Genomic DNA, 17832 nt, shown 5'->3' with positions numbered 1-17832 from the left:
GGTAACGGGTGGAGTTGACTGGTACTAATAGGCCGAGGGCTTGTCCTCAGTTGCTCGCGTTCACTGTGTTGGTTCTGAAGTTACGACCCGCTATTGGTTGGGTGTGTTAATTTCATAGTGTTTCGGTGGTTATAGCGTTAGGGAAACGCCCGGTTACATTTCGAACCCGGAAGCTAAGCCTTTCAGCGCCGATGGTACTGCAGAGGGGACTTTGTGGGAGAGTAGGACGCCGCCGAACAATTTTTGAAGAAGCTCCGGTTTCTGGACCTCGGTCCGGGAACCGGAGCTTTTTTGTATTCGCCGGCTGGTGTGGGGCACGTCACTCCCCGTTCATCTGACATGGTGATGATCCGTCGTATGGGGACACTGGGAGTGTTCGGGGAGGCCGGTATACGCGAGGGCGACGAGGTCGTCGTCCCGGCGTTCGGCAATCCGGGGGTGGCGGAAGCCGTCGTCCAGGCCGGTGCGGTGCCGGTCTTCGCCGATGTGGAGGCGGAAAGCCTCTGTCTGGACCCGGAGGCCGTGGCGGCCGCGGTGACACCGCGGACCACCGCGGTCGTCGCCGTCCACCGCTTCGGCCACCCGGCGGACCTGGCGCGGCTCCGCGCGGTCGCCGAGCGGCACGAGCTGCTGCTCGTCGAGAAGGACGACCCGGAGACCGATCCGGACGAGGGGCCGGCCTGGCCGGAGCGGCGGCGGATGCAGGCCGCGTACCTGAACGCGCGGCTCAGTGGCGTGGTGCCGCCCGCGGCGGTGCCCGGCCACACGTACCGGCAGTACGTGGTGCGGGTGCCGGGCAACGGGCGCCCGGACCGGGACGCGTTCGCGCGGGCGCTGCGGGCGCGGGGCGTGGCCTGCCGGGTGCCGGTGCGCGTGCCGTTGTACCGGCTGCCGGGGCTGCGCGGAGAGCTGTGGCTGCCGAGGACCGAGCGCGCGGTGGACGAGACGCTCGCGCTGTCGCTCCCCGCGGGGTGGTCGCGGCGAGAGCTCGCCCGAATGGCGAGTCTTTGCAATGCGCTCGGCGGTCTGCTGCAGCCCGCTCTCTGACATTCGAGGCCGCCGCAATCTGCGCCCTCTGGCCGCAATCCGGCACCGCCTGGGCGCGGCCCATGTCGAGGTGGTCGGGAGCATGCCTCACAGCATGTATGATTAATTCCGTCGACAGGCCCCAATAGCTCAGTCGGCAGAGCGTCTCCATGGTAAGGAGAAGGTCTACGGTTCGATTCCGTATTGGGGCTCCAGTAAGGGAAAGGCCCCCACCGAATGGTGGGGGCCTTTCCCTTTGCCGGTTCCGTTCGTGCTTTTGACGCGGGAGGTGAGGGCGGGGGATTGTGATCCCCCGCCCGGCGGTCAGAGGGATTCCGCGGGGTGCGGGATTTCGGGGACGCGCATGGCGAGGATGGCCATGTCGTCGGAGGCGGGTTCGGCGGCGAACCGCTCCACGGCCCGCAGGATGCGGGCGGCCACCGCGCCCGCGGTCAGGCCGGTGCACGTGGTGAGCACCTCGGCGAGGCCGTCGTCGCCGAGCATCCGGGTGCCCTCGCGGCGCTCGGTGACGCCGTCGGTGACGCACAGCAGCACGTCGCCCGGGTCGAGGGTGACCGTCTGCTCGTACAGCTCCAGGTCCTCCATGACGCCGAGCAGCGGCTGGGGCTCGGCGGCCGGCAGGACCGTCCCGTCCTGGCGCAGCCGCAGTGGCAGCGGGTGACCGGCGCAGACGACCTTGAGCACGGCGCTGCCGTCCTCCTGCGGCCACAGTTCGCCGTAGAGCAGGGTGAGGAAGCGGCTGCGCGCGCCCTCGTCGAGGATGGCGGCGTTCAGCCGTTCGAGGACGGCGGGGCCGCCGAACCCCTCGCGGGCCAGCAGCCGCAGCGCGTGCCGGGCCAGGCCGGTGACCGCGGCGGCCTCCGGGCCCGTCCCGCAGACGTCGCCGATGGCGAAGCCGTACGCGCCGTCCCGGATCGGGAAGAGGTCGTAGAAGTCGCCGCCGACCTCGTTGCCCTCGCCGGCGGCCCGGTAGATGACGTCGACCTCGACGCCGGGCACCTCGGGCAGCTCCGGGGGGAGCAGGCTGCGCTGGAGGGACTGGCTGATGGCGGTGCGTTCCGAATACAGCCGGGCGTTGTCCAGCGCCAGGGCCGCCCGGCGGGAGAGGTCCTCGGCCAGTTCCAGGATCTCCTGGCGGAAGCGCTCCTCGGCGGGCTTGCCGAGCGTGAGCATGCCGATGACGCGGTTGCGCGCCACCAGCGGCAGGACCACCGTCTCCCCGCCGACCGCGGAGGCGGTGGCGAGGCTGGCGCCGGGGCCCGGGGCGGGGTAGGCCGCGTCGCCGAGGCCCAGGCTGCGCAGCGACGTGCGCAGGGCCGCGTTGTGGGCGGCCTCGGACGGGGTGGCCCACACGCGGGCGCCCGGGGTGGGCACCGGTTCCGGCGGGGGGACCTTGCCGAGCAGGGTCTTCAGGCCGTCGATGCGGTCCTCGTCCTCGTGCAGGACGTAGGACAGCTCCGGGTCGGACGCCGGGTCGGCCACGGTGTACACCGCGCACCAGGTGGCGAGGGTGGGCACCGTCATCTGCGCCATCAGGGCCAGCGTCTGGTCCCGGTCCAACGTGCCGGCCAGCAGGTCGGAGGCTTCGACGAGGAAGGACAGGGAGCCGCGGCGGAGCCGTTCGAGCTCGGTGAGCCGGGCGCGTTCGACGGCCAGGGCGATCCGGTCGGCGGCGAACTGGAGTCGCAGCGCCTCCTCGTTCGTGTACCGGCCGGGGGCCTCGGCGGCGACGCCGAGCGAGCCGGTGAGCCGTCCCTCGACCTTCAGCGGGACGGTGACCACCGACCGCATGCCCGTCCCGCCCAGCAGCGGCACCGCGCCCGGGACCGCCGTGAGGTCGTCGTGCACGACCGGCATCCGGGCCGAGCCGTAGCGTCCGGAACCCGCCTCGACGGGGACGCGGGCGAACCGCTGGCGGGCGGAGGGCAGGCCGGTGGAGGCCCGTACCTCCAGTTCGGTCTCGTCGTCGGTGGCCAGGAGGAGGTAGGCGGCGTCGCCGTCGAGCATGTCGCGGGCGCGTTCGACGGTGCGCTGGAGGAGTCCGTCGAGGTCGTCGGGGGCGGGGGAGCCGATGAAGACCTCGAACGGGTCGGTGGGGACCCGGCCCTCGGGCCGCTGGGCGGTGTCGGGGGCGGGGGCGCGCTGCGGGCTCTGCAGGACGGCGCGCTCGTGGTCCCGCACCAGCAGGCAGACCGTGGAGGGCTCGCCGTCGGAGTCGCGGACGCGCAGGTGGGAGGCGTAGACGGGGACGACGCGGCCGTCCGCGCCGCGCATCCCGTAGGAGCCCTCCCAGCGGGAGAGCAGCAGCGCCTCGGCGATGCCGGTGCCGGTGCCGGGGGTGTGCGGCCAGGCGGCGAAGTCGGTGAGCGGCTTGCCGGCGACCTGCTCGGGGCCGTACCCGAAGAGGTCCTCGGCGTCCTCGTTCCAGTGGCTGACGCAGCCGCCGCGGTCGACCTGGACGACGGCCACCCGCACCCGGCTGTCCGCGGCGGGCAGCGCGTCGACGGGCAGCGCGGGGCCCGCCGAGCGGGTGCCGGCGGGCCGGTCGGGCAGGTCGAGCTGGAACCAGACGTGTTTGCGAGCGGCGGTGTACTCCACGCCCCAGCGGCTGGCCAGCGCGCCGCACAGCAGCAGCCCGCGCCCGCCCTCGCGGTCGGGGTGGGCGATGGTGCGGGCGGTGCCCTGGAGGGGGACCTCGCGTTCTGGGTAGCGGTCGGCGACCTCGATGCGGACGCCGTTCTCCGTGCGCAGGCACAGGACGTCGGCGGCGGTGCCGGCGTGCACCACGGCGTTGGTGACCAGTTCGCTGGTCAGCACGACCGCGTCGTCGATGATGTCGCCGTAACCCCAGCCCTGGAGGGCGTCGCGGACGAAGGCGCGGGCCGCGGCGACCGAGCGCCCGACCGGCTCGAAGCTGGCGGCGGCGCGCGCGGTGATCACTGGTCTCCTCAAACATGTGTCGGTGATCTGCTCCACCATCATCGCGGCGCCCCTCCGGATAGCTGTTGTGCTCGCCCGCTGCCCGTGCTGGGTGGCCGGGATGGGTGGACGGCCGTCTGCCAGGTTACTTACCTTCGCCGCGCTCGCGGATGCCGGTCGCGCCAGTCGGCCGTCCCGTCGCGTCGCGGACGGTATGCGATGCTGCCGAACTGTTATGGCCTGGTTGGGCCACGGTGAAACACTGGGCAAGCTCATAGAGAAGGCCCGGTGAGAACGGTCGACCCTGCGGGAGGGACACGGTGGAGTCTGGCGCGGCGGCGCGGGGCGTGAGCACGCGCGCGAAAGGCGGACGTTCCCGGAGCAACGGGACGACCGAAGTGGATACGGCTGCGCTGAACCGGCTGTTGGTCGCTCTGGTCGCGATGCGCGACGGGAATTTCCGCAAGCGGCTCACGGTCTCCGGCGAGGGCGTGATGTCGGAGATCGCGGCCGTCTTCAACGAGGTGGCGGACCGCAATCTGCATCTGACGGGAGAGCTGGCGCGGGTGCGCCGGGTCGTGGGCCGTGAGGGAAAACTCACGGAACGGCTCGCGGCCGGCGCCTGCGAGGGCTCGTGGGCGGCGGCGATCGACGCGTCCAACGCCCTGGTGGACGACCTCGTACGGCCCGTCTCCGAGGTGGGACGGGTGCTCTCGGCGGTGTCCGAGGGCGACCTCGACCAGCGGATGGACCTGCGCTCGCGCGGTACGGACGGGTCGCCGGCGCATCCGCTGCGCGGCGAGTTCCTGAAGGTCGGGCGCACCGTCAACGGACTGGTGGACCAGCTCTCGGCCTTCGCGGACGAGGTGACGCGGGTCGCCAGCGAGGTCGGCACGGAGGGCAAGCTCGGCGGGCAGGCGCGGGTGCGCGGCATGTCCGGGTCCTGGAAGGACCTGACCGAGTCCGTCAACACGATGGCGTCCCGGCTCACCGCTCAGGTGCGGGACATCGCCCTGGTGACGACGGCGGTGGCCAAGGGAGACCTGTCCCGCAAGGTCACGGTGCACGTGGCCGGGGAGATGCTGGAGCTGAAGAACACCGTCAACACGATGGTGGACCAGCTCTCCTCGTTCGCCTCCGAGGTGACGCGTGTCGCCCGTGAGGTGGGGACGGAAGGCGAGCTGGGCGGTCAGGCGCAGGTTCCGGGTGTGGCCGGGGTCTGGAAGGACCTGACCGATTCGGTGAACCTGATGGCGGGCAACCTCACCGCCCAGGTGCGCGGCATCGCGCAGGTGACGACGGCGGTGGCCAACGGCGACCTGTCCCAGAAGGTCACGGTCAGCGCGCGCGGCGAGGTCGCGCAACTGGCCGAAACGATCAACACGATGACTGAGACGCTGCGCACCTTCGCGGACGAGGTCACGCGGGTGGCCAGCGAGGTCGGGGCCGAGGGGCAGCTCGGTGGCCAGGCGCAGGTGCCGGGCGCGGCGGGGACGTGGAAGGACCTCACCGATTCGGTGAACACCGCGTTCCGCAACCTCACCGCCCAGGTGCGGGACATCGCGCAGGTGACGACGGCGGTGGCGAACGGCGACCTGTCCCAGAAGGTCACGGTCGACGTGGCCGGGGAGATGCTGGAGCTGAAGAACACCGTCAACACGATGGTCGACCAGCTCTCCGCGTTCGGCGCCGAAGTGACGCGCGTCGCACGCGAGATCGGGGTCGAGGGCGAGCTCGGCGGTCAGGCGGCGGTGCCGGGTGCGGCGGGGACGTGGAAGGACCTCACCGATTCGGTGAACACCGCGTTCCGCAACCTCACCGGGCAGGTCCGCAACATCGCGCAGGTGACGACGGCGGTGGCGAACGGCGACCTGTCCCAGAAGGTCACCGTCGATGTCTCCGGCGAGATGCTCCAGCTCAAGGAGACCGTCAACCGGATGGTCGACCAGCTGTCGTCCTTCGCGGACCAGGTCACGCGGATGGCGCGGGACGTCGGGACGGAGGGGCGGCTCGGCGGTCAGGCCCGGGTGGACGGCGTCAGCGGCACCTGGAAGGAGCTGACGGACTCCGTCAACTTCATGGCGGGGAACCTGACGTCGCAGGTCCGCCAGATCGCGCAGGTCACCACGGCGGTGGCGCGCGGCGACCTGTCGCAGAAGATCGACGTGGACGCCCGGGGCGAGATCCTGGAGCTGAAGAACACCATCAACACGATGGTCGACCAGCTCTCCGCGTTCGCCGAGCAGGTCACCCGGGTCGCCCGCGAGGTCGGCACGGACGGCCGGCTCGGCGGTCAGGCGCAGGTCCCGGGCGTCGCGGGTGTGTGGCGCGATCTGACGGACTCCGTCAACGGCATGGCGGGCAACCTCACCGCCCAGGTGCGCAACATCGCGCAGGTCGCGACGGCGGTGGCGCGCGGTGACCTGTCGCAGAAGATCGACGTGGACGCGCGCGGCGAGATCCTGGAGCTGAAGAACACCCTCAACACGATGGTGGACCAGCTCTCCTCGTTCGCGGAGCAGGTCACGCGGGTGGCGCGCGAGGTCGGCACCGAGGGCATCCTCGGCGGCCAGGCGGAGGTGCAGGGCGTCAGCGGGACGTGGAAGGACCTCACACAGTCCGTCAACTTCATGGCGAACAACCTGACGTCGCAGGTCCGCAACATCGCCGAGGTCACCACGGCCGTGGCGCGCGGCGACCTGTCCAAGAAGATCACCGTGGACGCGAAGGGCGAGATCCTCGAACTCGTCACGACCGTCAACACGATGGTCGACCAGCTCTCCTCCTTCGCCGAGCAGGTCACGCGGGTGGCACGCGAGGTCGGCACCGAGGGGCAGCTCGGCGGGCAGGCCCGGGTGCCGGGGGTCACCGGCATCTGGAAGGACCTCAGCGACAACGTCAACCTGATGGCGAACAATCTGACCATTCAGGTGCGCAACATCTCCCAGGTGTCCGCGGCGGTCGCCAACGGCGACCTGACCAAGAAGGTCACGGTGGAGGCGCGCGGCGAGGTCGCGCAGCTCGCCGACTCGGTGAACACCATGGTCACCACGCTGTCCTCGTTCGCCGACGAGGTCACGCGGGTGGCGCGCGAGGTGGGCACGGACGGCATCCTGGGCGGCCAGGCCCGGGTGCCCGGCGTGGCCGGGACGTGGAAGGACCTCACCGAGTCCGTGAACTCGATGGCCAACAACCTCACCGGCCAGGTCCGCAACATCGCCATGGTCACCACGGCCATCGCCAAGGGCGACCTCACCAAGAAGATCGACATCGACGCCCGGGGCGAGATCCTGGAGCTGAAGACGACCATCAACACGATGGTGGACCAGCTCTCCTCGTTCGCGGAGCAGGTCACGCGGGTGGCGCGCGAGGTCGGTACGGAAGGTCAGCTCGGCGGGCAGGCGCAGGTGCGCGGCGTGGCCGGGACGTGGAAGGACCTGACCGAATCGGTGAACGAGATGGCGGGCAACCTGACCCGCCAGGTCCGCGCCATCGCCGCGGTGGCCGCCGCGGTGACGCTCGGCGACCACAACGTGAAGATCGACGTGGACGCGGCGGGCGAGATCCTGGAGCTCCAGGACAACATCAACACGATGATCGCCACGCTCCGGGAGACCACCCTCGCCAACGAGGAGCAGGACTGGCTCAAGGGCAACCTGGCCCGGATCTCCAACCTGATGCAGGGCCGCCGCGACCTGAAGGACGTGGCCAAGCTCATCATGTCCGAACTGTCCCCGGCGGTCTCGGCGCAGCACGGCGCCTTCTTCCTGGCCGTGCACCCCAACAGCACGCAGGACATCGTGGCCGACGGCGACGAGTCGGGCGACTACGAGCTGCGGCTGACCGGCGGGTACGGCTATTCGACCGGATCGATGCCGACGTCCTTCGGGCCGGGGGAGGGCCTGATCGGAACGGCCGCCCAGGAGAAGCGCACGATCCTGGTGGAGAACGTCCCCACCGGGTACCTGAAGATCTCCTCGGGGCTCGGGGAGGCGCCGCCGGCGAACCTGATCGTGCTGCCGGTCCTGTTCGAGGACAAGGTCCTCGGCGTGATCGAGCTGGCCTCCTTCCAGCCGTTCACGCAGATCCAGAAGGACTTCCTCAGCCAGATCGCCGAGATGATCGCGACCAGTGTGAACACCATCTCGGTCAACCAGACCACCGAGGTGCTGCTCAAGCAGTCGCAGGAGCTGACCAAGCAGCTCAAGGAGCGGTCCGCCGAGCTGGAAAGCCGTCAGAAGGCGCTGGAGCTGTCCAACACCGAACTGGAGGAGAAGGCCAAGCAACTGCGGCAGCAGAACCGCGACATCGAGGTGAAGAACACCGAGATCGAGGAGGCGCGGCAGGTCCTGGAGGAGCGCGCCGGGCAGCTCGCGGTCTCGATGCGCTACAAGTCGGAGTTCCTGGCGAACATGTCGCACGAGCTGCGCACGCCGCTGAACTCCCTGCTGATCCTGGCGAAGCTGCTGGCCGACAACGCGGAGGGCAACCTCTCGCCCAAGCAGGTCGAGTTCGCCGAGACCATCCACGGGGCGGGCTCCGACCTCCTCCAGCTGATCAACGACATCCTGGACCTGTCCAAGGTCGAGGCGGGCAAGATGGACGTCAGCCCGACCCGGATCGCCCTGGTGCAGCTGGTGGACTACGTCGAGGCCACGTTCCGGCCGCTGACCGCCGAGAAGGGCCTGGACTTCTCCGTCCGGGTCTCCCCGGAGCTGCCCGCGACGCTGCACACCGACGAGCAGCGCCTCCTCCAGGTGCTGCGCAACCTGCTGGCGAACGCGGTGAAGTTCACCGACAGCGGCGCCGTCGAACTGGTCATCCGGCCGGCCGGCGACGACGTGCCGGCGGCCATCCGCGAACACCTGCTGGAGCACGGCTCGCTGCGCGACCCGGACGCCGACATGATCGCCTTCTCGGTGACCGACACCGGCATCGGCATCGCGGCCAGCAAGATGCGGGTCATCTTCGAGGCGTTCAAGCAGGCGGACGGCACGACCAGCCGCAAGTACGGCGGCACCGGGCTCGGCCTGTCCATCAGCCGGGAGATCGCCCGGCTGCTCGGCGGCGAGATCCACGCCGCCAGCGAGCCGGGGCGCGGCTCGACCTTCACGCTCTACCTGCCGCACAACCCGGGCGGACTGCCCCCGCAGGGGTACCCGCAACTGGTCGCGGGCGGGCTGGCCATGGACGCGGAGGCGCGCGACGCGGAACTCGGGCAGCAGCCGGCGGAGGGCGAGCCGTCGCGGGACGAGGGGCGGGCGCACGCAGGCGTGGCGAGCCTGGGCCGGCGGCGCCGGCGGAGCGTGTCGCCGCCCGCCCGGCGGCCCGAACTGACGCAGCGGCCCGGCCCGGTCTCGGCGGTGCCGCATCCCCCGGCGGCCAGTGAGGAGCCCTGGATGGGCAACGGCCAGGAGGCGCCGTCCTCGGGGGCGTCCGGTTCCTCCCGGTCCGGCGGCTTCGACGGCGGGTTCCGCGGTGAGAAGGTGCTGATCGTCGACGACGACATCCGCAACGTCTTCGCGCTGACCAGCGTGCTGGAGCAGCACGGACTGTCGGTGCTGTACGCGGAGAACGGCCGGGAGGGCATCGAGGTCCTGGAGCAGCACGACGACGTGGTGCTCGTCCTGATGGACATCATGATGCCGGAAATGGACGGTTATGCGACGACTGCCGCGATCCGGCGGATGCCCCAGTTCGCCGGGCTGCCCATCATCGCCCTGACGGCCAAGGCGATGAAGGGCGACCGGGAGAAGAGCATCGAGTCCGGGGCCTCGGACTACGTGACCAAACCGGTGGACACCGACCATCTGCTCACGGTGATGGAGCAATGGATGCGGACGCGGTGACGAGGGGGCCCGCCGGGACCACCCGGCGGGCCCGGACGCTCACTCGGTGTGGCCGGGTGTGTGTGGGAAAGCGGTATTCGGGGAACCTTCTGGTCCCCCACCGCGTTTGTGCTACGTGCACAGTGACATCGCGGTGACAGGGTGTGGCGACAGGCGGGGTGCGGCTACGATGACCGGCACAAGGACGGGCGGCATGACGGAGTCGTCCTCTGGGGCGGCGTCCGGCGCATTGCCGGGGCGAGGAGGACGGGCCATGGTGCAGAAGGCCAAGATCCTCCTGGTCGATGACCGGCCGGAGAATCTGCTGGCGCTGGAGGCGATCCTCTCGGCGCTCGATCAGACACTGGTGCGGGCATCGTCCGGGGAGGAGGCGCTCAAAGCGCTGCTCACCGACGATTTCGCGGTGATTCTGCTCGACGTGCAGATGCCGGGGATGGACGGCTTCGAGACGGCCGCGCACATCAAGCGGCGGGAGCGCACGCGCGACATCCCGATCATCTTCCTCACCGCCATCAACCACGGTCCGCACCACACCTTCCGCGGCTACGCGGCGGGCGCGGTGGACTACATCTCCAAGCCCTTCGACCCGTGGGTGCTGCGCGCCAAGGTGTCGGTCTTCGTCGAGCTGTACATGAAGAACTGCCAACTGCGGGAGCAGGCCGCGCTGCTGCGCCTCCAGCTGGAGGGCGGCCGGCCGGACGGCGCCGAGGCCGGCGAGCCGGTGGGGCTGCTGGCCGAGCTGTCCGCGCGGCTGGCCGCCGTGGAGGAGCAGGCCGAGGCGCTGACCAAGCAGCTCGACGAGTCCGCAGACGCGGCGGCCGTCGCGACGGCCGCACACCTGGAGCGCAAGCTCAGCGGGCTGCGGCGGGCGCTGGACGCGCTGGAGCCGGGGGCGTCGGACGACGGCGCCGCGTAGCGGTCCGCCCGGCTTCCGTGCCGCGCTGACGCGGGATCAGCCGCGCGAGGGGTGCGGCGCGCCCGGCAGGTGACACCCCCTCAGGGCCTGCCGGGCGGGTGACGCCCCCTCACCAGACAGGCGTACGACACGACGAGGCCGCTGGGCCTGAGCACTCGTGTCTCTGTCAGCAGTCGCCTGTAATCTCGTCACCATGGCCTCACGTACGTCCGGCAAGGGTTCTCCGAGCACGGCGGGACCCTCGAAGCCGCGCGCCGGGCAGTCCGGAGGCGCCGCCAAGAAGGCCGTCGCGAGGAAGAAGCCGCCCGCCGGGAAAGCACCCGCGAAGAAGAGCGCCCCGGCCAAGAAGGCGCCGGCGAGGAAGCCCGCCGCCCGGAAGCCGGCGCCCAAGCCCGCGCCGTCCGCGACCGGCGGCGTCTACCACCTGGTCCGGGCCTGCTGGCTCGGGCTGGCGCACGGCGTCGGCGCGCTGCTGCGCGGGTTCGGGCGCGGCGCGCGGAACCTGGATCCGGCCCACCGCAAGGACGGCCTGGCGCTGGCGCTGCTCGGCCTCGCGCTGGTCGTCGCGGCGGGCACCTGGTCCGACCTCAGCGGGCCGGTCGGGGATCTGGTCGAGCTGCTGGTGACGGGCGCCTTCGGGCGGCTGGACCTGGTGGTCCCGGTGCTGCTCGGCGGCATGGCGGTGCGCTTCATCCGGCATCCGGAGCGGCCCGAGGCCAACGGGCGGATCATCATCGGCCTGTCCGCGCTGGTCCTGGGCGTCCTGGGGCAGGTTGCCATCGCCTGCGGCTCGCCGGGCCGGGGCGACGGCATAGAGGCCATAAAGGACGCCGGCGGGTATCTCGGCTGGGTCGCGTCCAAACCCCTGATCTTCACGGTCGGCCAGACGCTGGCCGTGGCGCTGCTGGCGCTGCTCACCGTCTTCGGGCTGCTGGTCGTCACCGCCACGCCCGTCAACGCCATCCCGCAGCGGCTGCGGCTGCTCGGCGCCCGGCTGGGCATCCTGGAGGTCCACGAGCCGGAGCCCGCGGCCGGGGAGGCCGCGGAGTTCGCCGACGAATGGCGGGAGCGCCCGGGGCGGCGCACCCGGCAGGTGGATCCGGACGCGTACGGCGGACCGGACGCGGTGGAGGAGGCGCCGGCGCGGCGCCGCCGCCCGCGCCGCACGCCGGTCCAGCCCGGCGCCGACCGGCCCATGGACGCGGTGGACGTGGCCGCCGCTGCCGCCGCCGCGCTGGACGGCGCGGTGCTGCACGGCGTGCAGCCCTCGCCGCTGGTCGCCGACCTGAGCAGCTCGGTCTCCGCGGAGCGGCCGGCGGAGCACACGCGGGCGGCGGACGGCGACGCGGACGGGGAGGCGGAGCGGCCCGCCCGGGGGCGGCGCAAGGAGGCGCGGCGCGCCGAGCCCGCGCGCGCGGCCGAGACGGTGCCGGACGCGCGGACGGAGGAGCCGGCGCCGGAGCGCACGCTCCCGGTGCCGGACTTCACCAAGCCCGCGCCCGAGCCCGCCGGGGAGCTCCCGGCCCGCGCCGAGCAGCTCCTGCTCTCCAACGACATCACCTACGCGCTGCCCTCCCTGGACCTGCTCGCGCGCGGCGGCCCGGGCAAGACGCGCAGCGCCGCGAACGACGCCGTGGTGGCCTCGCTGACGAACGTCTTCAAGGAGTTCAAGGTCGATGCGGCGGTGACGGGTTTCACCCGCGGCCCGACGGTCACCCGCTATGAGGTGGAGCTCGGACCGGCGGTCAAGGTGGAGAAGATCACCGCCCTGGCCAAGAACATCGCCTACGCGGTGGCCAGTCCGGACGTCCGCATCATAAGTCCGATCCCCGGCAAGTCCGCGGTCGGGATCGAGATCCCCAACAGCGACCGCGAGATGGTCAACCTCGGGGACGTGCTGCGCTCGGCGGAGGCGGTCGGGGACGACCACCCGATGCTCGTCGCGCTGGGCAAGGACGTCGAGGGCGGCTACGTCTCGGCGAACCTGGCCAAGATGCCGCACATCCTGGTCGCCGGTGCCACCGGCTCCGGCAAGTCCTCCTGCATCAACTGCCTGATCACCTCCGTCATGGCGCGTGCCACGCCGGACGAGGTGCGGATGGTGCTGGTGGACCCCAAGCGCGTGGAGCTGACGGCCTATGAGGGGATCCCGCACCTCATCACGCCGATCATCACCAACCCCAAGAAGGCGGCCGAGGCGCTCCAGTGGGTGGTGCGGGAGATGGACCTGCGCTACGACGACCTGGCGGCGTACGGGTTCCGGCACATCGACGACTTCAACGCGGCGGTGCGGTCCGGCAAGGTGCAGCCGCCGCCGGGGAGCGAGCGCGAGCTGGCGCCGTACCCGTACCTGCTGGTGATCGTGGACGAGCTGGCGGACCTGATGATGGTCGCGCCCCGGGACGTCGAGGACTCGATCGTCCGGATCACCCAGCTCGCCCGGGCCGCCGGCATCCACCTGGTGCTCGCCACGCAGCGGCCCTCGGTGGACGTCGTCACGGGTCTGATCAAGGCCAACGTGCCGTCGCGGCTGGCGTTCGCGACCTCCTCGCTGGCCGACAGCCGGGTCATCCTCGACCAGCCGGGCGCCGAGAAGCTCATCGGCAAGGGCGACAGCCTGTTCCTGCCGATGGGCGCGAACAAGCCGGTCCGCATGCAGGGCGCGTTCGTCCAGGAGGAAGAGGTCCAGGCGGTCGTCCGGCACTGCAAGGAGCAGATGGCGCCGGTCTTCCGTGAGGACGTCATGGTCGGCACGGAGCGGAAGAAGGAGATCGACGAGGACATCGGGGACGATCTCGATCTGCTGTGCCAGGCGGCCGAGCTGGTGGTCTCCACCCAGTTCGGGTCCACGTCCATGCTCCAGCGCAAGCTGCGCGTGGGGTTCGCCAAGGCGGGCCGGCTGATGGACCTGATGGAGTCGCGGAACATCGTCGGCCCGAGCGAGGGGTCCAAGGCCCGGGACGTCCTGGTGAAACCGGACGAACTCGACGGCGTACTGGCCTTGATCCGTGGGGAGGCGCCCGTCTAGCCGTTCGGGAAAACGGTCCCGCGGCCACTCCCGGGGGATCGAAAGCAACCGTTTCTCCACCAGACACGTCAAGTTGGGGGAGGCGGTACCACAGTGCTCCATCGTTGGCTCCGTGGCGCGGTGTCCGGTCGCTTCCGATGGCGTACAAAGTCCGTCTTCCCGCTTGCCCGACCCTTTCGTTCCACCCCTAGACTGAACCTCCAGCAGGTGGCTACACGCTCGAAAGGCGCCCCCGTGTCCATCGGCAACTCCCCCCAAGAGGACCGGCCTTCCATCGGCCGCGTCATCCAGCAGGCCCGTATCGCCGCGGGGCTGACCGTCGACGAGGTCAGTACGGCCACGCGGGTACGGATTCCCATCGTCCAGGCGATCGAGCAGGACGACTTCTCGCGCTGCGGTGGCGACGTCTACGCCCGGGGGCACCTGCGGACGCTCGCCCGCGCGGTGGGGCTGGACCCGGAGCCGTTGATCGAGCGGTTCGACGCCGAGCGCGGGGGCCGGCCGGCGCCGACCGCCGCCGCGCCGCTCTTCGAGGCCGAGCGGATCCGGCCGGAGCGGCGGCGGCCCAACTGGACGGCCGCGATGGTGGCGGCGATCGTGGCCATCGTCGGGTTCGTCGGCTTCACCCTGTTCCACGACGGCGGCAAGCGCGACGACGCGGCCCGGGCCGGGGAGACGGCCGGCGCGGAGCCGGCGCCCACCACCTCCGCGCCCGCCAGGACGGCCGACCCCAAGCCGGAGCCGTCCGACAGCGCCATCGCCGCGCTCCCGAAGGACAAGGTCACCATCAAGATCACCGCGCGGGACGGGCAGAGCTGGATCTCCGCCAAGGACGCCAACGGACGGCTGCTGGAGGACGGGCTGCTGCGCCAGGGGCAGTCCCGCACCTTCACCGACGAGAAGCGGATCGACCTGGTCCTGGGCAACGCCGGTGCCGTCCAGCTCTACGTCAACGGCAAGGAGATCAAGCAGGTGGGCGACAAGGGCGCCGTGGAGCGGCTGAGCTACACGCCGGGGGACCCGCAGGCGGGCTGATCCGGTCGCGGACGGACTCCGGGGGCGCCGGGGTCCACGCGCCGGCGGGGGGCCTGGGGGGCGGCTGACGGCCTGGAAACCCGCGAGTGTGGGAAGGGGCACTCAACCCTGCCAGCGATGGACGGTCCCGGGACGAAGTAGGCTGAGCCCCATGCCCGAACGCCGTACCGTCGCCCTTGTCACTCTTGGCTGCGCCCGTAACGAGGTGGACTCGGAGGAGCTCGCAGGCCGCCTGGCAGCGGACGGCTGGCAGCTCGTCGAGGACGCCGCCGACGCGGATGTCGCGGTCGTCAACACCTGCGGATTCGTCGAGGCCGCCAAGAAGGACTCCGTCGACGCCCTCCTGGAGGCCAACGACCTGAAGGATCACGGCCGGACCCAGGCGGTGGTCGCCGTCGGGTGCATGGCCGAGCGGTACGGCAAGGAGCTGGCCGAGGCGCTCCCCGAGGCCGACGGTGTGCTCGGTTTCGACGACTACAACGACATCTCCGACCGGCTGCGCACGATCCTGGCCGGCGGTGTGCACGCTTCGCACACGCCGCGTGACCGCCGCAAGCTGCTGCCGATCAGCCCCGCGGAGCGGCAGGCCGTCACCGGGGTGGCGCTGCCCGGTCACGCGCAGGCCGCGCCCGAGGAGGGCCCCGCCGATCTTCCGGAGGGCCTGGCGCCCGCCTCCGGCCCGCGCGCCCCGCTGCGGCGCCGGCTCGGCACCAGCCCGGTGGCCTCGGTCAAGCTCGCCTCCGGCTGCGACCGGCGCTGCTCCTTCTGCGCCATCCCCTCCTTCCGCGGCTCCTTCATCTCGCGGCGCCCCTCCGACGTGCTGGGCGAGACGCGCTGGCTGGCCGAGCAGGGCGTGAAGGAGGTCATGCTGGTCTCCGAGAACAACACCTCCTACGGCAAGGACCTCGGCGACATCCGCCTGCTGGAGACCCTGCTGCCCGAGCTCGCGGCGGTGGACGGCATCGAGCGGGTCCGCGTCAGCTACCTCCAGCCCGCCGAGATGCGACCGGGTCTGATCGACGTCCTGACCGGAACCGACAAGGTCGTGCCCTACTTCGACCTGTCCTTCCAGCACTCGGCACCGCAGGTGCTGCGCGCGATGCGGCGGTTCGGTGACACCGACAGCTTCCTGGACCTGCTGGCCCAGATCCGTACGAAGGCGCCCGAAGCCGGCGCCCGCTCCAACTTCATCGTCGGCTTCCCCGGGGAGACCGAGGCGGACTTCGCCGAGCTGGAACGCTTCCTCGGCGCGGCCCGGCTGGACGCCATCGGCGTCTTCGGCTACTCGGACGAGGACGGCACCGAGGCCGCCGGCTACGAGAACAAGGTGGACCCCGAGGTGGTCGCCGAGCGGCTGGCCCGGCTGTCCCGGCTCGCCGAGGAGCTGACCGCGCAGCGCGCCGAGGAGCGGCTGGGCGAGACGGTCGAGGTGCTGGTCGACCGGGTGGACGACGAGGACGGTGTCGTCGGACGGGCCGCCCACCAGGCACCGGAGACCGACGGCGTGACGCTCCTGCGTGATGTCCACGACCTCGCTCCGGGCCGTATGGTCGTGGCAAAGGTCGTGGCGAGCGAGGGCGTGGATCTTCTCGCCGAGGTCACCGAAGTGCTGCCGGCGGGCAGTGCACCGTGTTCCGAGGAGGCGGGCAGATGAGCGGAGTCCCGGCTTCCGCCGCAACCGGCGGGCCACGACCGGTGTCGGCCGTCCGGCAGGCCGGGCTGTGGAACATCGCCAACGTGCTGACCATGGTGCGGCTGCTGCTCGTACCGGCGTTCGTCCTGCTGCTGATGCACGGCGACGGGTACGACCCGATGTGGCGGTCCTTCGCGTGGGCCGCGTTCGCCATCGCCATGATCACGGACGTGTTCGACGGACATCTGGCGCGGCAGTACAACCTGGTCACGGACTTCGGGAAGATCGCCGATCCGATCGCGGACAAAGCGATCATGGCGTCGGGCCTGATCTGCCTGTCGGTGCTGGACGACCTGCCGTGGTGGGTGACCGCGGTCATCCTCTTCCGGGAGCTGGGCATCACGCTGATGCGCTTCTGGGTGATCAAGCATGGAGTGATTCCGGCCAGTCGGGGCGGCAAGATCAAGACATTGGCGCAGGGCACGGCCGTGGGCATGTACGTGCTCGCGCTGAACGGCGCGCTCGCCACCTTCCGGTGGTGGGTGATGGCGGTGGCCGTGGTGCTCACGGTGGTCACCGGACTGGACTACGTCCGGCAGGCGGTCGTACTGCGCCGGGCCGGGCTGGCGCGGGAACGGGCCGCGGCGCGCGAGCGCGCGGAGCGGGGAGCGGTGTGACGCGGGGCGGTGACCGCGACGGCGGGACGGAGGCGGGACGCGAGGACCGCCGGCCCGCCGTGACCGGAGGGACGGATTCCGCTCGGAACGGACCCACCGGAGCGGATGCCGCCTTCGAAGACCCCACGGAGGTGGCGGCCGGGGCGCTGGCGGCGCTGGTGGCCCGCGGGGAGAGCCTGGCCGTGGCGGAGTCGCTGACCGGCGGCCTGCTCGCGGGGGCGCTGACCGCGGTGCCCGGCGCGTCACGGGTCTTCCGCGGCTCGGTCACGGCGTACGCGACCGAGCTGAAAGCGCAGGTCCTGGGCGTGGACGGGGCGCTGCTGGCCGCGCGCGGCGCCGTGGACGGCGAGGTGGCCCGCCAGATGGCGGACGGCGTACGGCGTGTGCTGGGCGCCGACTGGGGTATCGCCACTACAGGGGTGGCCGGTCCGGCGCCCCAAGACGGGCAGCCCGTGGGCACCGTCTTCGTCGCGGTCCAGGGGCCGGACGGTGCGGGCGGCGTACGACGGTTGGCGCTGGACGGTGATCGGCACCGCATCCGCGCGAGCAGCGTCCGAATGGCGGTCGAGTTGCTGCTGAACGAGCTGACGGAAAATGCGCGGGCAAAGGATACGGAACAACACGGGGGGAATTGATGTTTGCAGCCCTGAGTGAACACGTACTCGTGCCCCGCACGGCCGAGGCGCAAGGCGGTACGGTGGGGCGAGAAGGATCCGGATGCGAGGTCC

9 protein-coding genes, 1 tRNA gene and 1 rRNA gene are annotated in these 17832 nt (G+C 71.3%); 10 read left to right on the top strand and 1 reads right to left on the bottom strand.

Annotation, left to right across the window (positions count from 1 at the left end):
• The first annotated feature begins 121 nt into the window (after positions 1 to 121).
• From rrf to ABZX96_RS16940, 3 genes are all read left to right on the top strand, one after another.
• Positions 122 to 238 (top strand): 5S ribosomal RNA (gene rrf, locus ABZX96_RS16950).
• A 119-nt stretch (positions 239 to 357) separates the two neighbouring features.
• Positions 358 to 1047, top strand: coding sequence for a DegT/DnrJ/EryC1/StrS family aminotransferase (locus ABZX96_RS16945; RefSeq protein WP_355544696.1), 690 nt, complete (start codon positions 358 to 360; stop codon positions 1045 to 1047).
• 118 nt (positions 1048 to 1165) lie between these two features.
• Positions 1166 to 1241: transfer RNA gene (locus ABZX96_RS16940), tRNA-Thr, on the top strand.
• A 109-nt stretch (positions 1242 to 1350) separates the two neighbouring features.
• On the opposite strand, the gene ABZX96_RS16935 is transcribed toward ABZX96_RS16940, so the two are convergent.
• The gene (locus ABZX96_RS16935; RefSeq protein WP_355544722.1) at positions 1351 to 4026 is read right to left on the bottom strand and encodes a SpoIIE family protein phosphatase; all 2676 of its coding nucleotides are present in this window, start codon (positions 4024 to 4026) and stop codon (positions 1351 to 1353) included.
• 260 nt (positions 4027 to 4286) lie between these two features.
• Between ABZX96_RS16935 and ABZX96_RS16930 the strand changes: the two genes are divergently transcribed.
• The 7 genes from ABZX96_RS16930 to ABZX96_RS16900 all read left to right on the top strand — a co-directional run bounded on the left by ABZX96_RS16930 (position 4287) and on the right by ABZX96_RS16900 (position 17739).
• Positions 4287 to 9815 carry a HAMP domain-containing protein gene (locus ABZX96_RS16930; protein WP_355544693.1) on the top strand — a complete coding sequence of 1843 codons (5529 nt, stop codon included), beginning with the start codon at positions 4287 to 4289 and terminating at the stop codon, positions 9813 to 9815.
• Between the two features lie 253 nt (positions 9816 to 10068).
• Positions 10069 to 10731: a response regulator gene (locus ABZX96_RS16925; protein ID WP_355544690.1), complete on the top strand. Its 663-nt coding sequence runs from the start codon at positions 10069 to 10071 to the stop codon at positions 10729 to 10731.
• A gap of 193 nt (positions 10732 to 10924) precedes the next feature.
• Positions 10925 to 13759 carry a DNA translocase FtsK gene (locus ABZX96_RS16920; protein WP_355544687.1) on the top strand — a complete coding sequence of 945 codons (2835 nt, stop codon included), beginning with the start codon at positions 10925 to 10927 and terminating at the stop codon, positions 13757 to 13759.
• 234 nt (positions 13760 to 13993) lie between these two features.
• Positions 13994 to 14794: a helix-turn-helix domain-containing protein gene (locus tag ABZX96_RS16915; RefSeq protein WP_355544684.1), complete on the top strand. Its 801-nt coding sequence runs from the start codon at positions 13994 to 13996 to the stop codon at positions 14792 to 14794.
• Positions 14795 to 14945: 151 nt separating this feature from the next.
• Positions 14946 to 16448 carry a 30S ribosomal protein S12 methylthiotransferase RimO gene (rimO, locus tag ABZX96_RS16910; RefSeq protein WP_355544681.1) on the top strand — a complete coding sequence of 501 codons (1503 nt, stop codon included), beginning with the start codon at positions 14946 to 14948 and terminating at the stop codon, positions 16446 to 16448.
• Positions 16445 to 17104, top strand: a complete 660-nt coding sequence (pgsA, locus tag ABZX96_RS16905; RefSeq protein ID WP_355544678.1) for a CDP-diacylglycerol--glycerol-3-phosphate 3-phosphatidyltransferase — start codon at positions 16445 to 16447, stop codon at positions 17102 to 17104. Before rimO ends, pgsA begins: the two co-directional genes overlap by 4 nt.
• Positions 17105 to 17235: 131 nt before the next feature.
• Positions 17236 to 17739 carry a CinA family protein gene (locus tag ABZX96_RS16900; protein WP_355544719.1) on the top strand — a complete coding sequence of 168 codons (504 nt, stop codon included), beginning with the start codon at positions 17236 to 17238 and terminating at the stop codon, positions 17737 to 17739.
• Positions 17740 to 17832 lie beyond the last annotated feature (93 nt).

This window comes from Streptomyces sp. NPDC003077, from assembly GCF_040611095.1.
GTDB lineage: Bacteria > Actinomycetota > Actinomycetes > Streptomycetales > Streptomycetaceae > Streptomyces.
Note: the sequence above shows the minus strand (reverse complement) of the source record. Positions and strands in the feature narration are given on the sequence as shown.